Origin of the sequence: Streptomyces aureus, assembly GCF_001418135.1 — a bacterium.
Classification (GTDB): domain Bacteria; phylum Actinomycetota; class Actinomycetes; order Streptomycetales; family Streptomycetaceae; genus Streptomyces; species Streptomyces aureus_A.
The window spans coordinates 1-24,447 of the sequence record NZ_LIPQ01000231.1 but is presented as its reverse complement, the minus strand read 5'-3'; the positions used below and the strand labels follow the sequence as shown (position 1 = coordinate 24,447).

The 24,447-nt window shown below is 71.2% G+C and carries 22 protein-coding genes; 9 read left to right on the top strand and 13 right to left on the bottom strand.

From position 1 onward, the window contains the following. Both AOK00_RS19960 and AOK00_RS19955 read left to right on the top strand, forming a co-directional pair. Positions 1-710: AI-2E family transporter (locus AOK00_RS19960; RefSeq protein ID WP_159041806.1), on the top strand; the 710-nt coding region annotated here is incomplete at its 5' end. Beyond that, complete coding sequence (locus AOK00_RS19955; RefSeq protein WP_055601660.1) at positions 707-1,378, top strand: hypothetical protein; 672 nt, start codon at positions 707-709, stop codon at positions 1,376-1,378. The genes AOK00_RS19960 and AOK00_RS19955, both read left to right, overlap by 4 nt. 54 nt (positions 1,379-1,432) lie before the next feature. Here the strand turns inward: AOK00_RS19955 and AOK00_RS19950 are convergent, their stop codons facing one another. Together AOK00_RS19950 and AOK00_RS19945 are read right to left on the bottom strand one after the other, a co-directional pair. Next, a complete protein-coding gene (locus tag AOK00_RS19950) occupies positions 1,433-1,966 on the bottom strand; it encodes an alkyl hydroperoxide reductase (RefSeq protein WP_055601659.1) in 534 nt (177 codons plus the stop codon). Between the two features lie 6 nt (positions 1,967-1,972). Further along, positions 1,973-2,527: a peroxiredoxin gene (locus tag AOK00_RS19945; protein ID WP_024758658.1), complete on the bottom strand. Its 555-nt coding sequence runs from the start codon at positions 2,525-2,527 to the stop codon at positions 1,973-1,975. 132 nt (positions 2,528-2,659) lie between these two features. On the opposite strand from AOK00_RS19945, the gene AOK00_RS19940 reads away from it, so the two are divergent. Then, entirely contained in the window at positions 2,660-3,613 is a 954-nt protein-coding gene (locus tag AOK00_RS19940; protein WP_079042088.1) for a LysR substrate-binding domain-containing protein, read from the top strand. Between the two features lie 202 nt (positions 3,614-3,815). Here the strand turns inward: AOK00_RS19940 and AOK00_RS19935 are convergent, their stop codons facing one another. From AOK00_RS19935 to AOK00_RS19925, 3 genes are read right to left on the bottom strand one after another with little or no spacing between them, the layout of a single operon-like run. Continuing rightward, on the bottom strand, positions 3,816-6,188 hold the full coding sequence (locus AOK00_RS19935; protein ID WP_055601658.1) for an FtsX-like permease family protein: 2,373 nt from the start codon (positions 6,186-6,188) through the stop codon (positions 3,816-3,818). Then, positions 6,185-6,868 (bottom strand): ABC transporter ATP-binding protein, encoded by a 684-nt coding sequence (locus AOK00_RS19930; protein ID WP_055601657.1) that lies wholly within the window; start codon positions 6,866-6,868, stop codon positions 6,185-6,187. The genes AOK00_RS19935 and AOK00_RS19930 overlap by 4 nt, the downstream gene beginning before the upstream one ends. Then, entirely contained in the window at positions 6,865-7,389 is a 525-nt protein-coding gene (locus tag AOK00_RS19925; RefSeq protein ID WP_017239865.1) for a PadR family transcriptional regulator, read from the bottom strand. The genes AOK00_RS19930 and AOK00_RS19925 overlap by 4 nt, the downstream gene beginning before the upstream one ends. A gap of 280 nt (positions 7,390-7,669) precedes the next feature. Between AOK00_RS19925 and AOK00_RS19920 the strand changes: the two genes are divergently transcribed. Next, positions 7,670-9,889, top strand: a complete 2,220-nt coding sequence (locus tag AOK00_RS19920) for a transglycosylase domain-containing protein (protein ID WP_055601656.1) — start codon at positions 7,670-7,672, stop codon at positions 9,887-9,889. 156 nt (positions 9,890-10,045) lie between these two features. On the opposite strand, the gene AOK00_RS19915 is transcribed toward AOK00_RS19920, so the two are convergent. The 3 genes from AOK00_RS19915 to AOK00_RS19905 form a co-directional block, all read right to left on the bottom strand. Next, positions 10,046-12,010, bottom strand: coding sequence for an ATP-binding SpoIIE family protein phosphatase (locus AOK00_RS19915; protein ID WP_055601655.1), 1,965 nt, complete (start codon positions 12,008-12,010; stop codon positions 10,046-10,048). A gap of 311 nt (positions 12,011-12,321) precedes the next feature. After that, the gene (gene fomD / locus AOK00_RS19910) at positions 12,322-12,987 is read right to left on the bottom strand and encodes a cytidylyl-2-hydroxypropylphosphonate hydrolase (RefSeq protein WP_055601654.1); all 666 of its coding nucleotides are present in this window, start codon (positions 12,985-12,987) and stop codon (positions 12,322-12,324) included. Between the two features lie 72 nt (positions 12,988-13,059). Continuing rightward, positions 13,060-14,469 carry a class II fumarate hydratase gene (locus AOK00_RS19905; RefSeq protein ID WP_055601653.1) on the bottom strand — a complete coding sequence of 470 codons (1,410 nt, stop codon included), beginning with the start codon at positions 14,467-14,469 and terminating at the stop codon, positions 13,060-13,062. 106 nt (positions 14,470-14,575) lie between these two features. Between AOK00_RS19905 and AOK00_RS19900 the strand changes: the two genes are divergently transcribed. Further along, positions 14,576-16,114: a ricin-type beta-trefoil lectin domain protein gene (locus AOK00_RS19900; RefSeq protein WP_055601652.1), complete on the top strand. Its 1,539-nt coding sequence runs from the start codon at positions 14,576-14,578 to the stop codon at positions 16,112-16,114. Positions 16,115-16,255: 141 nt separating this feature from the next. Here the strand turns inward: AOK00_RS19900 and AOK00_RS19895 are convergent, their stop codons facing one another. Then, a complete protein-coding gene (locus AOK00_RS19895) occupies positions 16,256-16,915 on the bottom strand; it encodes a lipoprotein (RefSeq protein WP_055601651.1) in 660 nt (219 codons plus the stop codon). Between the two features lie 117 nt (positions 16,916-17,032). On the opposite strand from AOK00_RS19895, the gene AOK00_RS19890 reads away from it, so the two are divergent. Further along, entirely contained in the window at positions 17,033-17,530 is a 498-nt protein-coding gene (locus AOK00_RS19890) for a hypothetical protein (protein ID WP_055601650.1), read from the top strand. 39 nt (positions 17,531-17,569) lie between these two features. Here AOK00_RS19890 and AOK00_RS19885 read toward each other — a convergent pair whose 3' ends face one another. Further along, positions 17,570-18,211 (bottom strand): HAD family acid phosphatase, encoded by a 642-nt coding sequence (locus AOK00_RS19885; RefSeq protein ID WP_055601649.1) that lies wholly within the window; start codon positions 18,209-18,211, stop codon positions 17,570-17,572. A 160-nt stretch (positions 18,212-18,371) separates the two neighbouring features. Further along, positions 18,372-20,042, bottom strand: coding sequence for a fumarate hydratase (locus tag AOK00_RS19880; protein WP_055601648.1), 1,671 nt, complete (start codon positions 20,040-20,042; stop codon positions 18,372-18,374). A 371-nt stretch (positions 20,043-20,413) separates the two neighbouring features. Between AOK00_RS19880 and AOK00_RS19875 the strand changes: the two genes are divergently transcribed. Both AOK00_RS19875 and AOK00_RS19870 read left to right on the top strand, forming a co-directional pair. Next, positions 20,414-21,133: a DUF1707 SHOCT-like domain-containing protein gene (locus tag AOK00_RS19875; RefSeq protein ID WP_055601647.1), complete on the top strand. Its 720-nt coding sequence runs from the start codon at positions 20,414-20,416 to the stop codon at positions 21,131-21,133. A gap of 224 nt (positions 21,134-21,357) precedes the next feature. Beyond that, positions 21,358-21,729 carry a WhiB family transcriptional regulator gene (locus tag AOK00_RS19870; RefSeq protein WP_030320581.1) on the top strand — a complete coding sequence of 124 codons (372 nt, stop codon included), beginning with the start codon at positions 21,358-21,360 and terminating at the stop codon, positions 21,727-21,729. Positions 21,730-21,891: 162 nt separating this feature from the next. On the opposite strand, the gene glpX is transcribed toward AOK00_RS19870, so the two are convergent. Then, positions 21,892-22,926 carry a class II fructose-bisphosphatase gene (gene glpX, locus AOK00_RS19865; RefSeq protein ID WP_030320583.1) on the bottom strand — a complete coding sequence of 345 codons (1,035 nt, stop codon included), beginning with the start codon at positions 22,924-22,926 and terminating at the stop codon, positions 21,892-21,894. Between the two features lie 117 nt (positions 22,927-23,043). Between glpX and AOK00_RS19860 the strand changes: the two genes are divergently transcribed. Continuing rightward, positions 23,044-23,577 (top strand): DUF4245 domain-containing protein, encoded by a 534-nt coding sequence (locus AOK00_RS19860; protein WP_173861599.1) that lies wholly within the window; start codon positions 23,044-23,046, stop codon positions 23,575-23,577. Between the two features lie 75 nt (positions 23,578-23,652). Here AOK00_RS19860 and AOK00_RS19855 read toward each other — a convergent pair whose 3' ends face one another. Then, positions 23,653-24,243, bottom strand: a complete 591-nt coding sequence (locus tag AOK00_RS19855; RefSeq protein WP_030320592.1) for a malonic semialdehyde reductase — start codon at positions 24,241-24,243, stop codon at positions 23,653-23,655. Positions 24,244-24,447: the final 204 nt, after the last annotated feature.

The window sequence follows — 24,447 nt, the reverse complement described above, 5'->3', positions numbered from 1 at the left end:
CCTCCGCCGGACTTCAGGGCGTCGCCGTCTTCGTCGAGGCGATGACCGGCATCCTGCTCGCCATGTTCTCGACGCTCTTCCTGCTGTACGACGGGAAGAAGGTCTGGGAGTGGACGCTCAAACTGGTCCCGGCCCAGGCCCGGCCCGGCGTCGCCGGCGCGGGCCCGCGCGCCTGGCGCACCCTCACCGCCTATGTGCGGGGCACGGTGCTCGTCGCCCTCATCGACGCGGTCTTCATCGGCCTCGGACTCTGGTTCCTCGACGTGCCGATGGCCGTACCGCTCGCCGTCTTCATCTTCCTCTTCGCCTTCATCCCGCTGGTCGGAGCCGTCGTCTCCGGCGCCCTCGCGGTCGTCGTCGCCCTCGTCACCAACGGACCGTTCACCGCGCTCATGGTGCTGGTCGTCGTCCTCGCCGTGCAGCAGATCGAGGGCCATGTGCTCCAGCCCTTCATCCTCGGACGCGCGGTACGGGTCCACCCGCTGGCCGTCGTCCTCGCGGTCGCGGCCGGCGGCCTGACCGCCGGCATCGGCGGCGCCGTGGTCGCGGTCCCCCTGGTCGCCGTCGTCAACACGGTGGTCGGGTACCTTCGCGCGTACAGCACGGAGCAGGCGCTGCGCAGCACGCCGGAACCTCGCGGGGCGACCGCCTTCGAGGTGGCCCCGACGCCGGCACCGGGCTCGCTCGCCGCCACGGGGGACGGCAAGTGATATCGGAACCCGAGTTCGTGGGCGCGGTGGAGTTCGACGACCCCGAGGTGCTCACCGAGACCCCGCCGCCCCGTCCGCCCCGAGCGCGGCGCCCCTGGCTGTGGGCGCTCGGCGGCGCGGTGCTGGCGTCGGCGGTGTGGGGCGGCGGGCTCTACGCGTACGGTCAGCAGAAGGACACGGGGCCCGATCTGGGCAGGTACAAGCCGGTGGAGGAGCTCTGCGAGGTGGCGGGGCTCAAGGGGCTCGCCGGTGCCCTCGGCAAGCGGACCGACGCCGGTTCCGGTCCCTTCCTGGACGAACCGGCGGTCAGCGAGTCGTCGTGCCAGATCACCTTCGGCTCGGCGGAGACCGGGCCGGGTGTCTCGGTCACGTACACCCTCCACAAGGTGACCGACCCGGGGCCGGAGTTCGCGGCGCGGGCGCAGCGGTACGGCGTCCTGCAGAAGGTCGACGGGGTCGGCGAGCAGGCCTTCTTCGACGACGCGAGCGGTCAGGGCGGCAGGCTCCTGGTCCTCGACGGTCAGGCCGAGTTCGAGCTCCAGGTCTACACCCAGGGCGGCTACGAGGTGGACGGCAAGCTGATCGAGGTGCCGCCGGTCGACCTGTCCGGGATCGACGTGCCGATGATCCAGGACACGCTCGCCCTCATGAGGGCGCTCAAGAAATGACGGAAGGGCCCCGGGGTCGACACCCCGGGGCCCTTCGTCGAACGGTGTGGCGCCCTATTCGGCGAGGACCGCTTCCGCGTCGAGGGTGACGCCGACCGCCTGGATCACCGCGGCGATCTTGACGGCCTCCTGGATGGTGGCGCGGTCGACACCGGCCTGGCGCAGGACCTGCTCGTGCGAGTCGAGGCACTGGCCGCAGCCGTTGATCGCGGACACCGCCAGCGACCACAGCTCGAAGTCGACCTTCTCGACGCCCGGGTTGCCGATGACGTTCATCCGCAGACCGGCGCGCATCGTCCCGTACTCGGGGTCCGACAGCAGGTGCCGGGTCCGGTAGAAGACGTTGTTCATCGCCATGATCGCGGCGGCGGACTTGGCCGCCTGGTACGCCTCGGGCTTCAGGTTGGCCTGGGCCTCGGGCTCCAGCTCCTTGAGGACCCTCGGCGAGCGCGAGGCGATCGCGCAGGCGAGGACGGTGCCCCAGAGCTGCTGCTGGGGCAGCTCGCTGTTGCCGATGACCGAACCGAGGTTCAGCTTCAGGTCCTTGGCGAAGTCCGGTATGGCGGACTTCAGTTCGTCGAGAGCCATGTCAGATCACTCGCCCGACAGGAGCGCGGCGGCGTCGAGGGTGCCCTCGCCCTTGTTCCAGTTGCAGGGGCACAGCTCGTCGGTCTGCAGGGCGTCGAGGACCCGCAGGACCTCCTTGGGGTTACGGCCGACGGAGCCGGCGGTCACCATGGTGAACTGGATCTCGTTGTTCGGGTCCACGATGAAGACGGCACGCTGGGCGAAGCCGTCCTCGCCGCGCACGCCGCAGTCGCTCATGAGCTCGTGCTTGGAGTCGGCGAGCATCGGGAAGGGCAGGTCACGCAGGTCGGCGTGGTCCTTGCGCCAGGCGTGGTGCACGAACTCGGAGTCGCCGGAGACGCCGAGGATCTGGGCGTCGCGGTCCGCGAACTCGTCGTTCAGCTTGCCGAACGCGGCGATCTCGGTGGGGCAGACGAAGGTGAAGTCCTTCGGCCAGAAGAACACCACGCGCCACTTGCCCTCGTAGGCCTTGTGGTCGATCTGCTCGAACTCCTTGCCGCTCTCCAGCGACACGCAGGCGGTCAGGTCGTAGGTGGGGAACTTGTCACCGACAGTGAGCACGCGCTCTCCTTGCGAACGGGAAGGGTCCCTTTTGGGGTCTTCCGTGGGGGTTGGACGGCTCACAGCATGGCACGGAGTGCATTGATCAGTGAAATAGCTAGAGTGGGTCGTGTTGATCGAAGGTGGTTATCAGTGATCCCGGCACGACGTGTGAAACAGCCCAGCCTGTCCCAGCTCAGAGCCTTCGCGGCGGTGGCCGAACATCTCCACTTCCGCGACGCGGCGGCCGCCATCGGCATGAGCCAGCCCGCGCTCTCGGGCGCGGTGTCGGCACTCGAAGAGGCGCTCGGTGTCCAGCTCCTCGAGCGTACGACGAGAAAGGTGCTGCTCTCGCCCGCGGGGGAGCGGCTCGCGGTCCGTGCCCGGGCGGTCCTCGACGCGGTGTCGGAGCTGACGGAGGAGGCGGAGGCGGCCCAGGCCCCGTTCACCGGGGTGCTGCGGCTCGGGGTGATCCCGACGGTCGCGCCGTATCTGCTGCCGACGGTGCTGCGGCTCGTCCACCGGCGCTACCCGGACCTCGACCTCCAGGTCCACGAGGAGCAGACCTCCTCCCTCCTGGACGGACTCGCCGCCGGGCGGCTCGACCTCCTGCTGCTCGCCGTGCCGCTCGGTGTGCCCGGAGTCACCGAACTGCCGCTCTTCGACGAGGACTTCGTCCTGGTCACCCCGCAGGGGCATCCGCTGGCCGGCCGGGACGACATCCCGCGCGAGGCCCTCAAGGAGCTGCGGCTGCTCCTCCTCGACGAGGGACACTGCCTGCGCGACCAGGCCCTCGACATCTGCCGCGAGGCCGGACGCACGGACGGCGCCGAGGTCACCACCACCGCGGCGGGGCTCTCCACCCTGGTGCAGCTGGTGGCCGGCGGTCTCGGGGTGACCCTGCTGCCGCGTACCGCCGTCACGGTCGAGACCGCCCGGAACAACGCCCTGTGGACCGGGCTGTTCACCGAACCGGCCCCCGCCCGGCGGATCGCCCTCGCGATGCGGACGGGCGCGGCCCGGCACGCCGAGTTCGAGGAACTGGCGGCGGAGTTGCGGGGCGCGATGCGGGGCCTTCCGGTGCGGGTGCTCGACGGGGCCTCCTGAGGCCCGCCGGTAGGGGCGGCGGGCGACGGTCCCCGGGATCCGCCGGTACGGGGCGGGGGCGTCGGCTTCCGGGATCCGCCGGTACGGAGCAGGGGCGCCGGCTTCCGGGATCCGCCGGTACGGGCGGCGGGTGAACGGGTGACGGGCGGCGGTTCCTGNNNCAGGAACCGCCGCCCGTCACCTCGTACATCCGCCCGGAGGGTTACTCCGTGCGCAGCCCGTCCGCCCTCATCAGGCGCCAGAGGACGGGCATGCTCAGCAGCGTCACGGCCGCGATCAGGCCGAGGCCGATCCCGACGACGGGCAGGAAGACCCACCAGTCCTGGACCTGTTGCCCGCCCATCTTCAGCAGGACGACCCCGAGACCGCTCCCGCCCGCGACGGCGAGGACCAGACCGAGGACGATCGGCACCGCCGTCTGCCACAGCACCGACCAGCTCAGGGTGGAGCGCCGGGTGCCGAAGGCGACCAGCGAGGAGAGCAGCCGCTTGCGGTCCCTGAGCTGTTCCAGGGTCGTGACCAGGAGCGAGGCCGCCACCAGCAGCATGGTCAGCGTGGAGCCGACCAGGATGCCGGTGCGGACGCTGCTGAACGCGGCGTCCCGCTCGGTGTCCGCGAGCGTGCGGACCCAGGACGTCGGAGAGATGGCCTCCGCCGTGTTCCGTACGAGGTCGGCGGCGTCCGGCACGGCCGGGTCGAGCCGGACCATGGCCTGCGCGTCGGGATCGTCGAGCCGGGCGGCGCCGATCGCCGCCGGAGTGGCGAGGACGCCGTACTGGTACATGCCGGTCGGGTCGGGGCGGGAGTCCACGACCCGGGCGGTGGCCGGGATGCGCCACTGCGGCAGCGGGCCGCCCTCGGCGCGCTTCGGCTCGCTCGGGTGCGGATGCGGGTCGCGCAGGGCGACCGTGGCGCCGGGCCGTGCCGCCCTGGTGACGAAGGAGTCGTCCGGGTTGCCCTGCGCGCCGTGAGCGAGGAAGACGAACGCGTCGCCGTCCGTGCAGGAGGGCAGCGTGGCGAACTCCGAGAGGGAGGCGCAGTCGCCGACCCTGAGCGAGATCTGCGGGGCGAAGTCCTCGCCCCCCTTCAGGGGGCCGGGACGCCACACATGCGATTCGATGACGCCGGTGACGCCGGTGACGCCCTTGGTCCGTTCGAAGCGGGCGATCACCGCGCGGGCCTCGTCGGTGGTCCCGGCGTCGACACCGACGGCGATCTGGGCGCGGGACACGTCCTGGCCCGTGACCTCGGTGAAGTCGTTCTCCATCGCCTGGAAGAGCATCTGGAGCGCGATCGCGCCCGTCGCCGCGACGACGATGCCGCTGACCGCGCGGGCCGCCGTGCCGCTGCTCAGCTGGAGCCGGCGGACGGCGAGCTGCCAGGCCACCGGGCCGGCGTGCAGCCGCTTCACCACGGCCTCGACGAGCCACGGCAGCAGCGTGGTCAGACCGATCAGGGCGAGGGTGGTGCCGGTCACCACGCCCACGGTGTCGATGCTCGTCTCGGTCACCTGGACCTCGCCCATGAGCGGGACGAGCAGGGCCACCCCGGCCGCGAGGAGCAGCAGGCGCCACCACAGCCGCCGGCGGCGGGGCGTGGAGGTCCGGACGACCCCGAGCGGCTCGATCACCACACCGCGCAGCGCGAAGAGGGTGACCACGACCGAGGAGACCGGGACGGCGAGGAGGGCGAGTGCGGCGAGTGCGGGCATCGGCACGACGTCGGACGGGTAGGCGTTGACGTCCCAGATGGTGAACGTCCCGGCGAACTGCCGGGCCACCGCGAAGAGTCCGAGTCCCACGAGAAGTCCGAGCAGCGCGCCCGCGAGGGACTCGCCGGCCGCGATCCGCCGGGTCATGGCGGTGTCGGCGCCGACGAGGCGGAGCGCCGCGAGCCGTCGGTCGCGCTGTTCGCCGCCGAAGCGGACGGCGGTGGCGATGAAGACGAGCACGGGCAGGAGCAGGACGACGCAGGCGACGACGACGAGGAGGATCAGGAACGCGTTCATCGGTTCCTCCGGCACCGACCAGCCGTAGCGCACGCCGCGCCCGTCGAAGTTCTCGGTGGTGAGGAAGCCGACGTGGGCGACGTAGCGCAGGTCGGCGGGGCCGATGAGGCCCTCCGGCCCGATCGTCCCGGCGACCTTGTAGGGGAGGCGCTCCCTGAGGAGGGCGCCGTCGGGGGAGTCGAGCAGATCCCGGAGCGCGGGGGAGACCAGCATCTCGCCGCGCGCGGGGAACGCCGCCGCGCCCGGCGGGACCGCCGGGCTGTCGCCCTCCGGGGTGAGCAGCAGACCGCTGATGACGTCGTCCCGGTAGCCGGTGGTCCTGCCGAGGTGGAGGAAGGAGTCGGCCCGGGGCGCGGTGACCTGCTCGCTGCCGTCCACGGCGCGGACGGACTCGCGCACCTCCCGCTGGAAGAGCATGTTCGGCAGGGAGGAGGCGAGCAGCAGCAGGGCCACGCCGAATCCGACCCCGGTCGCGGTCAGCAGGGTGCGCAGGAGGCCCGACCGGCCTCCGGTGACCGCGAACCGGGCGCCGAGCGCCAGGTCGCGGGTCCAGGTGCGGAGCGTCATGCCACCCACTCCGCGTCGCGTACGGCTCCGTCGCGCACGACGATCTCGCGGTCCGAGTAGGCGGCTACGCGGGCCTCGTGGGTGACGAGGACGACGGCGGCGCCGGTGTCCCGGGAGGCGTCGGTGAGCAGCTGCATGACCCGCTCGCCGTTGAGGGAGTCGAGTGCGCCGGTCGGCTCGTCGGCGAAGATCACCCGCGGGGCGGTGACGAGGGCGCGGGCGACGGCGACGCGCTGGCCCTGGCCGCCGGATATCTCGCCGGGGCGCTTGTGCGCGGTGTCGTCGACCTCCAGACGGGCCATCCACTCGGCGGCCCGGGCCTCGGCGGCCTTCCGCCTCTCGCCGTTGAGGCGGAGGGGGAGGGCCACGTTCTCGACGCAGGTCAGCTCGGGGACGAGCTGGCCGAACTGGAAGACGAAGCCGAAGTCGGTACGGCGCAGGGCGCTGCGCGCGGTGTCGGACAGCGCGGTCAGTTCGCGTCCGTCGTAGGTGATCGTGCCCGCGTCGGGGCGCACGATCCCGGCCAGGCAGTGCAGCAGGGTCGACTTGCCGGAGCCGGAGGGGCCCATGATGGCGACGACCTCGCCGGCCCGGAGAGAGAAGGAGGCACGGGCGAGGGCCGTGGTCGGGCCGTAGGCCTTGTCGAGGCCGGTGGCGGTCAGGAGCGGGGTGGGGCTCATCGGCGGATCTCCTCGGCGAGGCGGTCGAGGCGGGCGGCGGTCAGTTCCAGCCAGCGCAGGTCCGCTTCCAGGTGGAAGAGGGCGTGGTCGCAGATGAGCTGGTCGGCGAGGTCACCGTCCTTCTTGCGGCGGGTGAGTTCGCGCATCAGGCGCAGGTGCTCGGCGCGCTGGGTGTCGAGGAGCTCGGCGGCGCCGCGCCCGGTGAGCAGGGCCAGGACGACCTTGGTGTAGAGCGTCGACTGGAGGTACGGCTCGGGCTTCTCGGGGGTGGTGAGCCACTGGGCGACATCGGTGATGCCCGCCTCGGTGATGGCGTACCGCTTCCGCTCCGGGCCGCCGCCCGCCTCGATGCCGTCGACGACGACGAGGCCGTTTTTCAGGAGCCGGGACATGGTCGAGTAGACCTGGCCGTAGTGCAGCGGCCGGTCGTGGCCGAACTTCTCGTCGAAGGCGCGCTTGAGGTCGTAACCGTGGCGCGGGCCGGACTCCAGGAGCCCCAGGAGGGTGTGACCGATGGACATGGCGGCCACTGTACACGGGGTGTATACCTGCGGTGTATAGCGACCCGGGCGTGTGCGGGGGAGGCCCGGTCACAAAGCGGAACTACTCCCTCACGCAACCATCGGCCCCGCCCGGGCGTCGGTTCCTCTGGGTATGGGTGCTGATTCTCACGTCCGGAAAAGGCGTGATCGGTTGTCCTTTGTCTGCATCGTCGGTGTTAGCTGACTAGCTGAGCCGATCCGGCGCGGGGACACGGGCCGAGGCACGCCGGGACACACGACGAGCGGAGCGACAGGACACATGGGCCGACCGGACAAGAGCAAGGCGAAGAAACGCGGCCTGCGCCGCTTCTTCTCCTGGAAGAAGCTCCTGGGCACCTTCTTCGTGGCCTGCCTGCTCGCCATGGGCGCCCTGTACGTCGTCTACCTCCTGGTCCCGGTGCCGACGGCCAACGCCGAGGCGACGATGCAGAGCAACATCTACAAGTACGCCGACGGCAAGGTCCTCGCCCGTACCGGCAAGATCAACCGCGAGATCGTCGGCCTCGACAAGATCCCCCTGAAGGTCCAGAAGGCGTTCGTCGCCGCGGAGAACAAGACCTTCTACAAGGACAACGGCGTCGACATCAAGGGCACCACCCGCGCCGCCTGGTCCACCATCACCGGCAAGGGCAAGCAGGGTGGTTCGACCATCACCCAGCAGTACGTCAAGAACTACTACCTGAGCCAGGACCAGACCGCGACGCGCAAGCTCAAGGAAATGGTCATCGCCATCAAGGTCGACCGGCAGTCGAGCAAGAGCGAGATCCTCGCCGGGTACATGAACACCAGCTACTACGGCCGCAGCGCCTACGGCATTCAGGCCGCCGCCCGCTCGTACTACGGCGTCGACGCCACCCAGCTCACCACCGCCCAGGGTGCCTACCTCGCCTCGCTGCTCCAGGCGCCCAACCAGTACGACTGGACCTCCGCGAGCGCCACCGGCCGCAAGCTCGTCGAGGAGCGGTGGAACTACGTCCTCGACAACATGGTCGGCGAGGGCTGGCTCCCCGAGTCCGAGCGCGCCGCCATGAAGTTCCCCGTCCCGCAGAAGCCCAAGCCCCTGCCCGGCATGGAGGGCCAGACCGGCTATATCGTCGAGGCCGCCAACCAGGAGCTGATGCGCCAGGGCGTCAGCGAGGAGGACATCAAGGCCGGCGGCTGGACGATCACCCTCTCCATCGACGAGAAGCGGCAGAAGGACCTCGTCAAGGCCGTCGACCGGCAGCTGGAGGCCAAGCTCGACCGCAAGGGCGACAAGAAGGACGCCACCGTCCAGGCCGGCGCCACCTCCGTCGACCCGAAGACCGGCGAGGTCGTCGCGATGTACGGCGGCGTCGGCGCCACCGAGCACTGGACGTCCAACGCGACCCGCCGCGACTACCAGCCCGCCTCCACGTTCAAGCCGATCGTCCTCGCCTCCGCGCTCGAGAACCGGTCGGTCACCCAGGACGGGCGGGAGATCGGCCTCGGCACGATCTACGACGGCACCAGCAAGCGCAAGGTCGTCGGCAGCGACATCCCCTTCGCGCCGGAGAACGAGGACGACGACGACTACGGCCCCGTCACCGTCCAGAAGGCCACCAACAGCTCCATCAACTCCGTCTACGCGCAGATGATCGTGGACGTCGGCCCCGCCAGGACCAAGGAGACCGCCCTCGCCCTCGGCATGAAGGACGGCGCGGACTTCGGCACGACCCCCGCCATGTCCCTCGGCACCATGGGCGCCTCCACGATGGACATGGCCGGCGTCTACGCGACGCTCGACAACCACGGCAAGAAGGTCACCCCGACCCTCGTGAAGGGTGCCGTGCACAAGGACCGCACGCTCTCCCCCGCCAAGGGGATCGGCGGGCAGGTCATCAGCCGCGAGGCCGCCGACACCGTCACCCGGGCCATGATGGGCGTCGTGCAGAACGGCTCCGGCACCCGCGCCGCCGGAAACTACGAGGCCGCGGGCAAGACCGGCACCTCCGAGAACAACCGCTCCGCCTGGTTCGTGGGCTACACCCCCGAACTCGTCACCGCCGTCGCCCTCTTCGGCGAGGACGCCAAGGGCAACCAGGTCACCCTCACCGACACCATCAACCGGGGCCGCGCCAACGGTGGCCGTACGCCGGCCCAGATCTGGGGCGACTACACCACCGGCGCCCTCGACGGAGGCTCCGACGCCTCCTTCGACCTGGAGACCGACGGCTCGGCCACCGTCGACCCGGACCCGACGCCCACCGGCAGCACCGAGCCGACGGAGGAGCCGACGACCGAGGAGCCGACGCAGGAGCCGACCACGCGGTCCCCGGGCCCGACGCCCCCGCCGACCTCGACGGCAACCACGCCGCCGGAGCCGACGCGCGACCCGGCCACCACGCCGCCGGAGCCCACGACCGACCCGCCGGTCACCGATGAGCCGCCACCGCCGCCGTCGATCGAGCCGCCGGACCCGAACGCCAGCCAGGGCGGTGGCGGGCGGACGCCGCGGTAGCGACAGAAAGGGCCGGACCCCCACGGGGGGTCCGGCCCTTCTCGCAGCGTCCACGACAGTGTCGCGTCCACGACCGACCCGGCCACGAGTGACCCGGCCACGACCGACCGGCCACGAGTGACCCGGCTGCGGTTCGCTGGGCTACGGCTCGCCCGGCTACGAGTGACTCGGCGTCGCCAGCTCGAACCAGACCACCTTGCCGCCCGAAAGCCTCGTCGCCCCCCACCGCCGTGCCAGCCGGTTCACCAGGAACAGGCCGCGCCCGCCCTCGTCGGTGTCGCGCGCCCGCCGCTGCCGGGGCAGCTGCGGCGAGTCGTCGCCGACCTCGCAGCGCAGCACGTCCGTCCGCAGCAGCCGCAGCGTCACCGGCCGCTCCGCGTACCGCACGGCGTTGGTCACGACCTCGCTGATCAACAGCTCGACCGAGTCCGTCAGCTCCTCCAGGTCCCAGCGGGCGAGCGCCCGCCGGGCGAGCCGCCGGGCCCGCCCCGGGGCCGCGTCCTCCGGCTCCAGGAACCAGTACGCCACGTCGCTCGGCGCGATGCCGTCGAACCGCGCCGCGAGCAGCGCGATGTCGTCGTCCCGGTCACCGGGACCCAGCATGTCCAGCACGTCGTCGCAGAGCGCCTCCAGCGGCGGCGAGTGGTCCGGCCCGGTCAGCTGTGCCGTCGCCGCGAGCCGCTCCCGCAGCTGCTCGATGCCGGTCCACACGTCCCGCAGCCGGGACTCGACCAGACCGTCCGTGTAGAGCAGCAGCGTGGCACCGGCAGGGGCGTCCAGCTCGACCGCCTCGAAGTCCACGCCGCCCACGCCGATCGGGGCGCCCGGGGGCACCCGCAGCACCTCGGCGCGGCCGCCCAGGTGGAGGAGTATCGGCGGCGGATGGCCGGCGTTGGCCACGGTGATCCGGTGCGAGACCGGGTCGTACACCGCGTACATACAGGTCGCCATCCGGTTCTCGCCGAGCCGCTGCGCCTGCTCGTCCAGGTGGTGCAGGACCTCCTGCGGCGGCAGGTCGAGCCCGGCCAGGGTCTGCGCGGTCGTGCGCAGCTGGCCCATGATCGCCGCCGAGGTCATCGAGTGGCCCATGACGTCACCGACGACCAGCGCGACCCGGCTGCCGGGCAGCGGGATCGCGTCGTACCAGTCGCCGCCCACCCGGGCCGTCTCCGCCGCCGGCAGATAGCGCGAGGCCAGCTTGACGCCGGTCGGCTGCGGCAGCGAGTCCGGCAGCATCGTCCGCTGGAGCTCGTCCGCGATGTACGCCTCACGGCCGTACAGCACGGCCTTGTCGATGCCGAGCGCGGTGTGCGTGGCCAGCTGCGCCGCGACGAGCAGGTCGTTCGGCTCGAAGCCGGCCCGCTCGGGGCGACGCAGGAAGACGGCGGCGCCGATCACCCGGCGCCGGCCGCGCAGCGGCGCGAGGACGGCCCGCAGCCCGCCGGGCAGCGGATGCTCGGAACCGAGGAGTTCGGTCAGCGCGGTCTTGGCGGCGGCGGAGTCGCCGAACACCGGCCGCACCCCGCGCAGGACCTCGGCCAGCGCCCCACCGGACCGCACCTCGCAGAGTTCGGCCGCGGGGGTCGGATCCGGATCGGGTACGAGGACGAGCTCCTCGCCCTCCAGATCGCTTAACCGGAGCCGGTCCGTGCGGCGCAGCCGCAACACGAACGGCGCGACCGGCCGCTCGTCGCCCACCGGCAGCGGGTCGCGGAGGTAGACCAGGATCTCGTCGGAGAAGGTCGGCACCGTCGCCCGGCACAGCCCGAGCACGATCTCGTCCAGGTCGATGCCGCGTGCGATGCGCCGCGTCGCAGCCCCGACGAACCGGAGCTTCTCGCCCTCGCGCCGCGCGGCGGTGTCCCCGCCGCGGCCGCCGCCCTGGAGCTGCGCCGACACGGCGACGGCCATGGCCCCGGGGCCGCCGGGGGCCGTGGACGGCGGGGGCGTGGGCGTGTCCGCGCCCGGGGAGGCGACGGCCGCCGGGCCCGCCGGCCCGCCCGGCTGTGCGGGCACGTCGGAGGGCAGGCCGGCCGCTGCCTCCTGGCGAGGGCGCGCGCGTTCCTGCGACCGGGCAGCCAGGGGCTGCCGGCCTTCGTGGGAGGTGGGATGCTCCGTCACGCGTGGGATTCCGTCCGTCCGGGCCGGTGGTGCGATGCACTCGCTCTTCTCGCCGATGCCGCGCCTTCGGCGGGGCTAAACCCCTTGTGTGCGGTGGATGTGAAGGCTCCGCGAGCGGCGGCACCAGTGGGGGTCGGAACACCCGGGCAGACGTCCGGCACTGCTCTCCCCCTCGTGGATGACTTCTGGTCAGGTCCTGCGCTGCGTTCGGTCGTTGACGTGCTGCTCGGTCGGTCTGACGTGCCGTTCGGTCCGCCTCTGCCGTGCGGAGGACGATCCTACGTTTGAACCCCGGGGGCGCATCAAGGGTCTCACGGTGCCGTGTGCGCCGGAGTGCGGTCCCAGTCGGCCGGCAGCTCCGGAACCCGCCATGCCGGATCGGGCCGCCAGTTCTCCCAGCCGTCCGAGAACGGCGCCCCCCACGCCTTGATGCGGTCCACCGCCAGCTGCCCGGCGGCACGCACGCGTGCGGCCTGTTCCGGCCCCATCAGGCCGGACCGCTGCGCCTGCGCGAACTCGTCCTCGTCCCGCCACAGCCAGCTGCGGTCGGGGTAGACGGAGATGTCGAGGAAGTGGTCCTCGGAGTCGAAGCCGCCGGACCAGCGGGCCCGAGGCTCCTCCAGGTTCACGTACCAGCTGCGGAAGCGCCAGCCGCGCTCCCAGAACAGCCACACCGACCACGGCTCGCCGGGCGCCGCCAGCTTCAGGACGCCGCTGCCGGACCACCGCGCGCGTTCCGTGGTGCGCGGCGCGGTGTAGCGGGTGGCCAGGGGCTCCTCGTGCACGGGTGTGCCGTCGGCGAGCACCGGGCGGACGCATTCCGTGCCGGGCGCCATCCAGACCGCGAGGAGGTCCGGTGTGTCCTGGACGACCGTCACCGGCCGGCAGATGTGCACGTCTCCGGTGCCGTTGCCGCGGTAGCGCCAGAGGATGTGCTCCCCCGGCGCCCAATGCTGAGAGCCGACCGATCCTGTCATGCGCAGATCTTAGGGGCGCGCTCCCACGACCGCAGCGGCATGGATCACGGATGAGTCATACGGGCACGTCCGTCACGGGCGCGTCATCCGCAGCACGTCCAGGGCCTCGTCCAGCTGCTCCACCGTCAGGTCGCCGCGCTCCACGTACCCGGACTCCAGCACCACCTCGCGGATGGTCTTCCGCTCGGCCAGCGACTTCTTCGCGACCTTGGCGGCCTCCTCGTAGCCGATGTACTTGTTCAGCGGGGTGACCACGGACGGCGAGGACTCGGCGTACTCGCGGGCCCGCTCCACGTTGGCCGTGATCCCGTCGACCGTGCGGTCGGCGAGCAGCCGGGACGCGTTGGCCAGGAGCCGTACGGACTCCAGGAGGTTCTTGGCCATCACCGGCAGCATCACGTTGAGCTCGAAGTTCCCGGCCGCGCCGGCCACCGCCACCGTGGTGTCGTTTCCGGTCACCTGCGCGGCGACCATGAGGACCGCCTCGGGGATCACCGGGTTCACCTTGCCGGGCATGATCGACGAGCCGGGCTGGAGGTCGGGGAGGTTGATCTCGGCCAGGCCCGTGCGGGGTCCGCTGGCCATCCAGCGCAGATCGTTGGCGATCTTGGTGAGGGAGACCGCGACGGTACGGAGCTGCCCGGACGTCTCCACCAGGGCGTCCCGGGCGCCCTGCGCCTCGAAGTGGTCACGGGCCTCGGTCAGCGGCAGGCCGGTCGCGCGGGCGACCTCCGTGATGACGGCCGCGGAGAAGCCGGCCGGGGTGTTGATGCCGGTGCCCACCGCCGTACCGCCGAGGGGGAGTTCGGCGAGCCGGGGGAGCGCGGAGCGCAGCCGCTCGACGCCGTACCTGACCTGTGCCGCGTAGCCGCCGAACTCCTGGCCGAGGGTGACCGGGGTGGCGTCCATGAGGTGCGTACGGCCGGACTTCACCACCGACGCGAATTCGGCCGATTTTCGCTCAAGGGAAGCGGCCAGGTGGTCGAGGGCGGGGATCAGGTCGCGGGTGACGGCGCCGGTGGCCGCGATGTGGATCGAGGACGGGAAGACGTCGTTGGAGGACTGCGAGGCGTTCACATGGTCGTTGGGGTGGACCTCGCGGCCCTCGGGGAGCCGCTCGGTGGCGAGGGTGGCGATCACCTCGTTGGTGTTCATGTTGGACGAGGTGCCGGAGCCGGTCTGGAAGACGTCCACCGGGAAGTGCTCGTCCCAGCGCCCCTCGACGACCTCGGCCGCCGCCGAGACGATGGCCTCGGCGCGGTCCCGGTCGATGACGCCGAGCTCCGCGTTGACCTGGGCGGCGGCGGCCTTGATCCGGGCGAGGGCCTCGATGTGGGCGCGCTCCAGGCGCTGCCCGGAGACCGGGAAGTTCTCCACGGCCCGCTGGGTCTGGGCCCGCCACTTGGCGTGTGCGGGGACCCGCACCTCACCCATGGAGTCGTGCTCGATCCGGTAACCGTCGGCCTGGTCTGTGTCGTTCATGTTCCTCAACCTCCTATAAAAGATGAGCACTTGTCTTGTTCGATGTATTCCCATCGGGCGTACCGGCCAGTAAAAACCGTGGGTAACCCCACTTCCAGGAGGCGCAATGACGCGCACCAGGTACAGGCACCGCTGGCCCATCGCCGTCGTCGCCGCGGCCGCCGCCGCGCTCGGCACGATGACCGCGGCCGCTCCCGCCGGAGCGGCCGGCACGGGCGTCACCGGCACCGCGGCGGTGACCGCCGCCGTGCCGCTCCCGCCCGCCCTTGAGGCGATCCGCGCCGCCGAGGCCACCAAGATCTACGGCAGCCCCGAGGAGCGCCCGCTCGCCCAGCGCAGGACCGGCCTGATCTCGCTCGGCGACAGCGAGATCTCCGGCGAGGGGGTCGGCACCTACGAGCCCCCCACCAACGGTCCCACCAACTGGTGCCACCGCTCGCCCGACGCCGCCATCCACCGCACCGGAATCCCCGCGGACCTCACGTTCAACGTGTCCTGCTCCGGCGCGTACACCGGCAACATCCGGATCGGCGGCTCGAAGCAGTACGCCGACGAGCTCGTCCAGAGCGACAACCTGGCCGTCAAGGCGCGCAACACCCGGATCAAGATGATCACGCTCGTCGCCGGCGCCAACGACGACCTGCAGTTCGGGCCCGTCATGACCGACTGCGTCCAGCGCTATCTGCTTCTCCAGGGAGCCTGCGAGCCCAAGTACGCGGGCGGTTGGCAGGCCCGTGTCGACGCGCTCGTCCCCAAGGTCGAGCAGACCGTCCGCGACCTCAAGACCGTGATGCGCGACGCCGGTTACGCCGACGGCGACTACAAGCTCGTCGTCATGGGCTACCCCAGCCCGATCGGCCCCGACTTCCGCGACAACCCCGACTTCCCCGGGAAGCTGATCTGCGGCGGTCTCGGCTACGACTCCGACACCGTCTGGGGCCGCAACACCGCCGTCCCCGCCTTCGAGCGCGGAATGCGCGCGGCGGCCGCCTCCACCGGAGCCGTCTATCTCGACAACTCGCGGCTCTTCCACGGCCACGAGGTCTGCATGGAGGACGCCTGGGCCCGCGGTCTCTACATCGACCTCTCCAAGCCCGGGACCCCGGACGAGAACTCCGTACGGCAGTCCTTCCACCCCAACGCGCGCGGACACGCCGCCTTCGCGTCCTGCCTCACCCAGATCTACAACTCGGGTGCGCGTGAGGCCAGTTGTGCGGACGTGAACTCCTCGGGCACGCCGACCCTCTTCCCGCTCGCCTGGGACGACGCCTACAAGCCGCTGAAGAACCAGGCGACCGGCAACTGTCTGGACGTCGACGCGGCCACCACGTCCAACGGCACCGCCGTCCTCGGCTGGGACTGCCACGGCGGCCGAAACCAGGGCTGGTGGTACGACTCCACCCGTCGCACCGTCCACACCCAGCTCACCCAGGACCGCTGCCTGGACGTCCCCGCGTCCGGCTACCAGGCGGGCAGGGCGATCGTCCTGTGGAACTGTCACGGCGGCGCCAACCAGAGGTTCGTCCGCGACGGCGCCACGATCCGCCCGGCCGACGCGACCGGTCTCTGCCTCACCCAGAGCGCGGCGAGGCAGCCGATCAGGCTCCAGACCTGCGACGGCTCGGCGAACCAGAAGTTCGCGTAACCGGCGTCCGTCGCCGCACGACCGTGGCCCCCGTCCGTGCTCGGACGGGGGCCACGACCGTGCTCGGGGCCGGGGCCGGGGCCCGGGGCCGCGACCGTGCTCGGTGCGGGTGCGGGTGAGGAGACGCGCGCGGGCCGGGGCTCAGAGTGCCTTGAGCGTGGTCCTGGCCAGCTCGTAGGCCGGGATCATCGCCCGGTGCTCCGCGGTGTCGAGCCCGCCGAGGTGCACGATCACCGTCCCCTCCGGCGTCGAGACGGCGAAGGCGCGCTCCTCCTTCGACTCCTCCGTCAGCTTGTCGAAGACGGTGTACGTCACCTCGGTGACGGGGCCCGCGCCGGACCCGCTCTCCTTGTAGGTGACGTCGGAGGTGTTCTGCTCGGCCTTCACGAACCCTTCGAGGGCCGTCCTGGCCGAGCCCTTCCCCGCCGTCCACACCCGCAGGAAGCCCACGTGCCCGGCCGGCTTGGCGTCGACCTCGCAGCGAACGGTGGCCGGTCCCTGCCGGGTGAGCGCCGCGAACTCCGGGTTCTCGGGGTCCTCGATCGCCTTCGGCGTCCACTTCTCCGCCACCCCGAAGGAGACGGGCAGCACGCAGGCCGTCCCCGGACCGCCGACGGACGGCCGGGACGCGGCGGCGGGCGCTTTCGTGGCGGCCGCGGGCGTCTCCGTCAGGGGCGGCGCCGTGGGCCGTGCGCCCTGCGTGACCTCGGGCAGGGGCTCCGCGTCGCCGCAGCCGGCGAGCAGCAGCCCCGCCGCCAGCGTGGCGGCGACCGGGGTCAGGGTCCGTATCGGGTGTCTCATGCGCGTCAGCGTAGTGGCGGGCCGGACGTCCCCCGGACGGGCGTACCGGGGGTCGGCGTCGCACAATGTGAAGCAGGTCCGAAGATCCCCGGGGGGACTCCCCGCAGGAGGCAGGACATGTTCCGTAGCTTCAGGAGGATCGGCGTGCTCGGGGTCACCGCGGTGGCCACGGCTGCCTTCTCGGCCGTCGCCGCCGTCCCGGCATCAGCCGCCGAAGGGTTCGAGTTCACGCTCTACGCCAAGGAGGTCCCGACCGGTCAGGGCGACGACACGACCGGGCCGCCGCCCGAGCTCGGAACCTCCTTCGCCTTCGCCGACGACCTCTTCAGGTCCAAGGGCGGCGACAACGTCGGCCGGGACGGCGTGAGCTGCACCGTGGTCCGCACCGGCAACCCCAACGACCTCCTGTGCGTGGGAACTTTCGTGCTGAACGGCGGACCCGGCGGGCAGATCATGGGCCAGACCCTGTTGTCGGTCGACCCCGACGCCGAGGAACAGGCCGCGTTCGACATCGCCGTCACCGGAGGGACGGGTGACTTCAAGGACGCGCGCGGCACCATCCGCTCGACCCCGGACGGGGACTTCTCACGGCTGGAGTTCCACCTCACCGGGTGAGCCGCCCGGACGGGGTCCGGGCCCGGCCCACCGCGGGGTTCAGGACAGCTTGCCGCCGTAGTCCGGGAGCTTGAACGTGCGCTCGGCGTGACCGCCGACCAGGTCGGTGGTGTTGTTGCCGATGTTCGCGATGATCGTGTACCCCTTGCCCTCGATCTTGGCGCGGGACTCCGTCTTGTACGCGCTGACCTCGGCGAACAGGTCGGGGAGCGAGCGCACGTACAGCCCGTCGACCGGGTAGCCGGCCTGCTTCAGGTTCCAGTCCGTGAGCGAGTGGATGATTCCCGGGCGGGCGGTGACGAAGAAGATGTCGACCCCGCGGTCGTGGGCCTCGCGGACGAGGGTGCGCACCTCGGGGATGGCCGGGGTCGGCAGCTCCCAGAAGGGGTGGAAGTCCGTCTCCAGCGAACTGTTGTCGATGTCGAGGACGATCGCCTGCTTCTCGTCGCCGGCGTTCCTGGACCGCTCCTCGATGTACGGGCGGGCCTGCGCGACCACGGCGGCCACGTCACGGCGCCAGGTCGTGTAGTCGACGTCCTTGAAGGCGGCCGTCGACGTGCTGTGGCTGTCCGGGTCGGAGGCGGAGGCGGTGGGCGCGGGGCCGACGACGAGGAAGGCGGTCAGCGCGAGCGTGGCGGTGGTTCCGGCGGCGGCGCGCCTGCGGAAGGGCGTGACGGGCATGGGGGGCTCCTTGGTCGACCAGCTCAGGACTTTGGCATGCTCGCGCTCAATACTGGACAGTAGGCAACGAGATGGCTACCGGTCGGTAGCGACTTTCTGAGCGGACGACGAAGCCCCCCGGTCCGGACGGACCGAGGGGCGGACGCCGAGCGCCGGGTGATCAGCCGAGACCGGGACCCCGCACCGGGATGTGCGTGAACGTCGGCTCCGGGGCCGGATTCTGGAAGAAGTCGTTGCCCTTGTCGTCCACCACGACGAACGCCGGGAAGTCCTCGACCTCGATCTTCCAGACCGCCTCCATGCCGAGCTCCTCGTACTCGACGACCTCGACCTTCTTGATGCAGTCCTGCGCGAGCCGCGCCGCCGGGCCGCCGATCGAGCCGAGGTAGAAGCCGCCGTGGCTGCCGCAGGCGTTCGTGACCTGCTGCGAGCGGTTGCCCTTGGCCAGCATGACCTTCGAGCCGCCCGCCGCCTGGAACTGCTCCACGTACGAGTCCATCCGGCCGGCCGTCGTCGGGCCGAAGGAACCGGAGGCGTAGCCCTCGGGGGTCTTCGCCGGGCCCGCGTAGTAGACCGGGTGGTCCTTCAGGTACTGCGGCATCTCCTCGCCCGCGTCCAGGCGCTCCTTGATCTTGGCGTGCGCGATGTCGCGCGCCACGACCAGCGGGCCGTTGAGGGAGAGGCGGGTCTTGACCGGGTGCTTGGTCAGCTCGGCGAGGATGTCGTCCATCGGCTGGTTCAGGTCGATGGTGACGACGTCGCTCTCCTCGGAGAGGTGCTCGTCCGTGGTGTCCGGCAGGAAGCGCGCCGGGTCCGTCTCCAGCTGCTCCAGGAAGACGCCCTCGGCGGTGATCTTCGCGACGGCCTGACGGTCGGCCGAGCAGGAGACGGCGATCGCGACGGGCAGCGAGGCGCCGTGGCGGGGGAGGCGGACGACGCGGACGTCGTGGCAGAAGTACTTGCCGCCGAACTGCGCGCCGATGCCGATCTTCTGCGTCAGCTCGAAGACCTTCTCCTCCAGCTCCTTGTCGCGGAAGCCGTGGCCGGTCTCGGCCGAGCCCTCGGTGGGCAGCTCGTCCAGGTAGTGCGCGGAGGCGTACTTCGCGGTCTTCAGCGCGAACTCGGCCGACGTGCCGCCGACGACGATCGCCAGGTGGTACGGCGGGCAGGCGGCCGTGCCGAGCGAGCGGATCTTCTCCTCCAGGAACTTCATCATGCTCGCCTCGTTGAGGACGGCCTTCGTCTCCTGGTAGAGGAAGGACTTGTTGGCGGAGCCGCCGCCCTTGGCCATGAAGAGGAACTTGTACGCGCCGCCGTCGGTCGCGTACAGCTCGATCTGCGCGGGCAGGTTCGAGCCGGTGTTCTTCTCCTCCCACATGGTGACCGGGGCCATCTGCGAGTACCGCAGGTTGAGCTTGGTGTAGGCGTCGTAGATGCCCTTGGACAGGGCCTCCTCGTCACGGCCGGAGGTCAGCACGTTCTGGCCGCGCTTGCCCATGACGATCGCGGTGCCCGTGTCCTGGCACATGGGCAGGACACCGGCGGCGGCGATGTTCGCGTTCTTGAGGAGGTCCAGCGCGACGAACTTGTCGTTCGACGAGGCCTCGGGGTCGTCGATGATCCGGCGCAGCTGGGCCAGGTGGGCCGGGCGCAGGAAGTGCTGGATGTCGTGGATCGCCTCGGCGGCCAGGGTGCGCAGCGCCTCCGGCTCGACCTTGAGGAACGTACGGCCGTCGGCCTCGAAGGTGGAGACACCTTCGGAGGTCACCAGGCGGTAGGGCGTGGTGTCCTCTCCCAGGGGGAGCAGATCGGAGTACGCAAACTCTGGCATGGGGGCCATTCCTCACTCGGCAAGACGGCGCACCGCCTCCGTTGGCAGTGCGCCCTCCAGCGTAGAACGCGGGCCGGGGCGCGGTCCTGTGAGGTAAGGCTCACTTGGGACCGTGACGGTGCCGGAGTGGCGTGTTTCCGCGGGGTCGGTCGGTCTCGCGGGGTGGCCGGTGGCGGGGGTCGGTCGCTCGGGGCGCGGTCGAGCCCGGCGGCGTGGTCGACCTCGGCGGCGCGGTCGAGCCGGGCGGCGCGGTCGGCCCCGGGCGGGCCGTGGCTCCAACCCGTCGTTTCCGCCCCCGGTTCGAGACGTTGTCCACAGGCCACGGCCCCGCCCTCTGGTCGCGATCTATCGCGTTTCGCTAGGCTGGCGACGTGGACCTCGAAAAGAAGCCCGAACCCGAAAAGCAGCCGGAGCCGCAGCGGCAGGCCGCACCCGCCGAGCCCGCCCCCGCGGAGACCGTCTTCGCCGACCCGCAGGGCTCGTTGCGGGCCTCGGACGCGGACCGGGACCGGATCGCGGACATCCTCAGGGACGCCCTGGCCGAGGGGCGGATCGACGCCGAGGAGCACTCGGACCGGATCGACTCGGTGTACCGGGCGAAGACCGTCGGCGAGCTGGAGCCGATCGTCCGCGACCTGCCGGGCGCCCGGACGCGCCAGGAGCCCTCGCCGGACTACGGGTACGGCCCGGAGGACGCCGACGGGCCCCCGGCCAATCTCGTCGCGGTCTTCTCCAGCACCACCCGCAAGGGGCGGTGGCGGGTGAGCCGCCGGACGAACGCGTTCGCGCTCTTCGGGAACATCGAGATCGACCTGACCGAGGCGATCTTCGCGCAGCGTCTGACCACCATCAACGCCACGTCGATCTTCGGCAACGTGGAGGTCCGGGTCCCGGAGAACATCAGCCTGCGGGGCAACGGCAGCGGGATCTTCGGCAACTTCGAGGTCGTGACCCTGGAGGGGGTCGACCCGCAGGCCCCGGTCGTCGTCATCAACGGCTACTCGGTCTTCGGGAACGTCGAGGCGAGACCCAAGCGCGGCAAGTGGATCACCGACCTCCAGGACAGGATGCGCAAGCATCTCGGCCACTGACACGGCGACGCGCGAAGCGGTGTGACGCGAGGGGCACGGTGCCACGAAGGCCGGTCCGACGGTCGGCTCCGACACGCCGCTCCGACCGGCGGCCCGGGGGTGACCGGAATTCGCCCTCGGGTATCCGCAGTGCGGAACGACGCGGCACGCAGTGCATAGGCGCGCGCACAGCGGGTAGGGCTGGTGCATCGCCGCCCTCGCGAAGCCGTCGTCAGGAGTAGACCGTGCTGCAACTGCCGCATCAGCCCCTCCAGGTCGCCGCCGTGCCCCCTCAGCGCGCCCCTGCACGGGAGGACGAGGCCGGCCCTTGGCACGCGGAGGCGGTGTGCCGACGGGACGAGGCCGGACTGTTCTTCGCCCCCTCCAAGGAGCCGACCGCCGCGCGGCTCGCGCGTGAGGCGGCGGCCAAGCGGGTCTGCGGCCGCTGTCCCGTGATGGTCGAGTGCCGGGAGCACGCGCTGCTGCAGCCCGAGCCGTACGGCGTGTGGGGCGGGCTCACCGCGGCGGAGCGCCGTGTCGCCCTGGCCCGCCGCCGGCGGCGCGAGGTGGAGCTGCGGAAGGCGGCCGCGACCGACCGCATCGCCCAGGCCGGCTGACGGAGACGCACAGCCTTCGGGGCTGACGCGAGCGCGGCCACCGTCGTCGTTCCGTACGGGAAGGGGCGCCCCCACCGCACATGGGGGCGCCCCTCTTCGTACCGCTTCGTGGTGAGGCGGCGATGCCTCTTCGGCCTTCGCGACTATGGCGCGACTTCGCGACTACTTCGCGCGGTCGAAGTCGATCTTGCTGTACGCGCGCAGCTTCGAGAGCCGGTGCGTGGAGTCGATCTGCCGGATCGTGCCGGACTTCGAGCGCATGACGAGCGACTGCGTGGTCGCCGTCTCGGCGCGGTAGCGCACCCCGCGGAGCAGCTCGCCGTCGGTGATGCCGGTCGCGACGAAGAACACGTTGTCGCCGCCGACCAGGTCGTTCGTGGAGAGCACCCGGTCCAGGTCGTGTCCGGCGTCGAGGGCCTTCTGGCGCTCGGCCTCGTCCTTCGGCCACAGCTTGCCCTGGATCACGCCGCCGAGGCACTTGATGGCGCAGGCGGAGATGATGCCCTCGGGGGTGCCGCCGACGCCCATGAGCATGTCGACGCCGGTGCCCTCCCGGACGGCCATGATCGAACCGGCGACGTCGCCGTCCGAGATGAACTTGATACGGGCGCCGGTCTCGCGGATCTCCTTGACGATGCCCTCGTGACGGGGGCGGTCCAGGATGACGACCGTGATGTCCTCGGGGGAGGAGTTCTTCGCCTTGGCGACCCGGCGGATGTTGACCGAGACGGGGGCGTTGATGTCGACGAAGTCGGCGGCCTCGGGGCCGGTGACCAGCTTGTCCATGTAGAAGACCGCGGACGGGTCGAACATGGTGCCGCGGTCGGCGGCGGCCAGGACGGCGATCGCGTTCGGCATGCCCTTGGCGTTCAGCGTGGTGCCGTCGATCGGGTCGACGGCGATGTCGACCTCGGCTCCGGTGCCGTCGCCGACCCGCTCGCCGTTGAAGAGCATGGGCGCTTCGTCCTTCTCGCCCTCGCCGATGACGACCACGCCGTTCATCGAGACGGTGGAGATCAGGGTGCGCATGGCGTTGACCGCCGCGCCGTCCGCGCCGATCTTGTCGCCGCGGCCGACCCAGCGGCCGGCGGCCATGGCGGCGGCCTCGGTGACGCGGACCAGCTCAAGGGCGAGGTTGCGGTCGGGAGCCTCGGGGGAAACCACGAGCTCGGGCGGCAGATTCTGCTGCTCGGTCATCGGAACGCACCTTTCTGTACGGCGACGGCCGGTTAAGGGAGGGTGCTGTGACTCTATCGGTACGTCGACAAAATGAGCAGAGGGGCCCACGTATGAGCACGGACCCTTGATGCGACCATGGTGCGCGTGGCAGGTATGCGAGGCAGGCAGACGGTACGCGGGATGTTCCAGTCCCTCGGGGTGATCTTGGTCGCCGCGGGAGTGATGTATCTCTTCATTCCGCATGATGAGAGCGCCGAACCGGTCAAGGCGAAGGACTACCGGGTCGAGCTCCTGACGGCTCAGCGGGCGGCACCGTATCCGGTGCTGGCCCCCGAGGGCCTCGGCGAGGGCTGGAAGGCGACGGTCGTCTCGTACAAGCGCGAGAACGCCAACGCCTGGCAGCTCGGTTTCCTCTCGCCGGACACCCAGTACGTGGCGATCCACCAGTCGACGGCGGCGCCGAAGTCCTTCGTCCCGGACGTCACCCAGCGGGCGAAGAACACCGGGAAGACCGAGACGGTGGCGGGCCGGGTCTGGCAGCGCTGGGAGGGCCCGAAGTACGACGCGCTCGTCCGGGTGGACGGCGGGGCGACGACGGTGGTGACCGGCACGGCGTCGTTCGAGCGGCTCACCGAGATGGCGGGCTCGCTCCGGTCGAAGAAGGTCTGAGCCGGAGAGAACGCGAAGAAGGCCCCGCACTCGTGGAGTGCGGGGCCTTTCCGTGTCGTCGCCGCGTCAGGGGACTCAGACGGTGGTGACGACCTCGTCGAAGGAGAGGCGCGGGGAGCGGGGGAACCAGGCGTCCTCGCCCGGCTTGCCGATGTTGACGACCATCAGCGGGGTGTGGTCGTCGTCCAGGAACTCCTTCTGGACGCCGGCGAAGTCCAGGCCGGTCATCGGGCCGGCGGCCAGGCCGGCGGCGCGGACGCCCACGATGAAGTACGCGGCCTGGAGGGCGGCGTTCAGGACGGCGGACTGCTCGCGGACCGGACGCTCGGCGAAGAACATGTCCTTGGCCTGCGGGAAGTGCGGAAGCAGGGCCGGGAGCTCCTCGTGGAACTCGTTGTCGGCCGAGAGGATCGCGACGAGCGGGGCGGCGGCGGTCTTGGGTCGGTTGCCCTCGGCCATGTGCTTGACCAGGCGCTCGCGGGCCTCGGGGGAGCGGACCAGGGTGATGCGCAGCGGGGTCTGGTTGAAGGCGGTCGGGCCGTACTTCACCAGGTCGTAGATCGCCTGGACCTGCTCGTCGGTCACCGGCTCGTCGGTGAACGTGTTGGCGGTGCGGGCCTCGCGGAAAAGGAGATCCTGAGCGGCGGCGTCAAGGGCGAGAGACATGCTGCGTACCTTCCGGACTGCAAAAGGGGGTCGCTCGTAGGGGGTTCAAGCGATGTCCTCGACAGTACGCCCATGATTGGTGAAAGTTCAACTAATCCATCCGGATAGTGATCCGCTTCACTCGCCAGTCTACGCCGCGCCGATGAGCCGCCCGGAGAACGGCGGCGGAGGCGGTCCGTGCGGTCCGGGCGGCTCATCGGCGCG

Coding starts and splice junctions, on each gene's coding strand:
- AOK00_RS19950 (WP_055601659.1), bottom strand. CDS start 1,966: ATGGCTCTCGACGAACTGAAGTCCGCCATACCGGACTTCGCCAAGGAC.
- AOK00_RS19935 (WP_055601658.1), bottom strand. CDS start 6,188: ATGACGCTCCGCACCTGGACCCGCGACCTGGCGCTCGGCGCCCGGTTC.
- AOK00_RS19930 (WP_055601657.1), bottom strand. CDS start 6,868: ATGAGCCCCACCCCGCTCCTGACCGCCACCGGCCTCGACAAGGCCTAC.
- AOK00_RS19925 (WP_017239865.1), bottom strand. CDS start 7,389: ATGTCCATCGGTCACACCCTCCTGGGGCTCCTGGAGTCCGGCCCGCGC.
- AOK00_RS19920 (WP_055601656.1), top strand. CDS start 7,670: ATGGGCCGACCGGACAAGAGCAAGGCGAAGAAACGCGGCCTGCGCCGC.
- fomD (WP_055601654.1), bottom strand. CDS start 12,987: ATGACAGGATCGGTCGGCTCTCAGCATTGGGCGCCGGGGGAGCACATC.
- AOK00_RS19905 (WP_055601653.1), bottom strand. CDS start 14,469: ATGAACGACACAGACCAGGCCGACGGTTACCGGATCGAGCACGACTCC.
- AOK00_RS19900 (WP_055601652.1), top strand. CDS start 14,576: ATGACGCGCACCAGGTACAGGCACCGCTGGCCCATCGCCGTCGTCGCC.
- AOK00_RS19895 (WP_055601651.1), bottom strand. CDS start 16,915: ATGAGACACCCGATACGGACCCTGACCCCGGTCGCCGCCACGCTGGCG.
- AOK00_RS19890 (WP_055601650.1), top strand. CDS start 17,033: ATGTTCCGTAGCTTCAGGAGGATCGGCGTGCTCGGGGTCACCGCGGTG.
- AOK00_RS19885 (WP_055601649.1), bottom strand. CDS start 18,211: ATGCCCGTCACGCCCTTCCGCAGGCGCGCCGCCGCCGGAACCACCGCC.
- AOK00_RS19880 (WP_055601648.1), bottom strand. CDS start 20,042: ATGCCAGAGTTTGCGTACTCCGATCTGCTCCCCCTGGGAGAGGACACC.
- glpX (WP_030320583.1), bottom strand. CDS start 22,926: ATGACCGAGCAGCAGAATCTGCCGCCCGAGCTCGTGGTTTCCCCCGAG.
- AOK00_RS19860 (WP_173861599.1), top strand. CDS start 23,044: ATGGTGCGCGTGGCAGGTATGCGAGGCAGGCAGACGGTACGCGGGATG.
- AOK00_RS19855 (WP_030320592.1), bottom strand. CDS start 24,243: ATGTCTCTCGCCCTTGACGCCGCCGCTCAGGATCTCCTTTTCCGCGAG.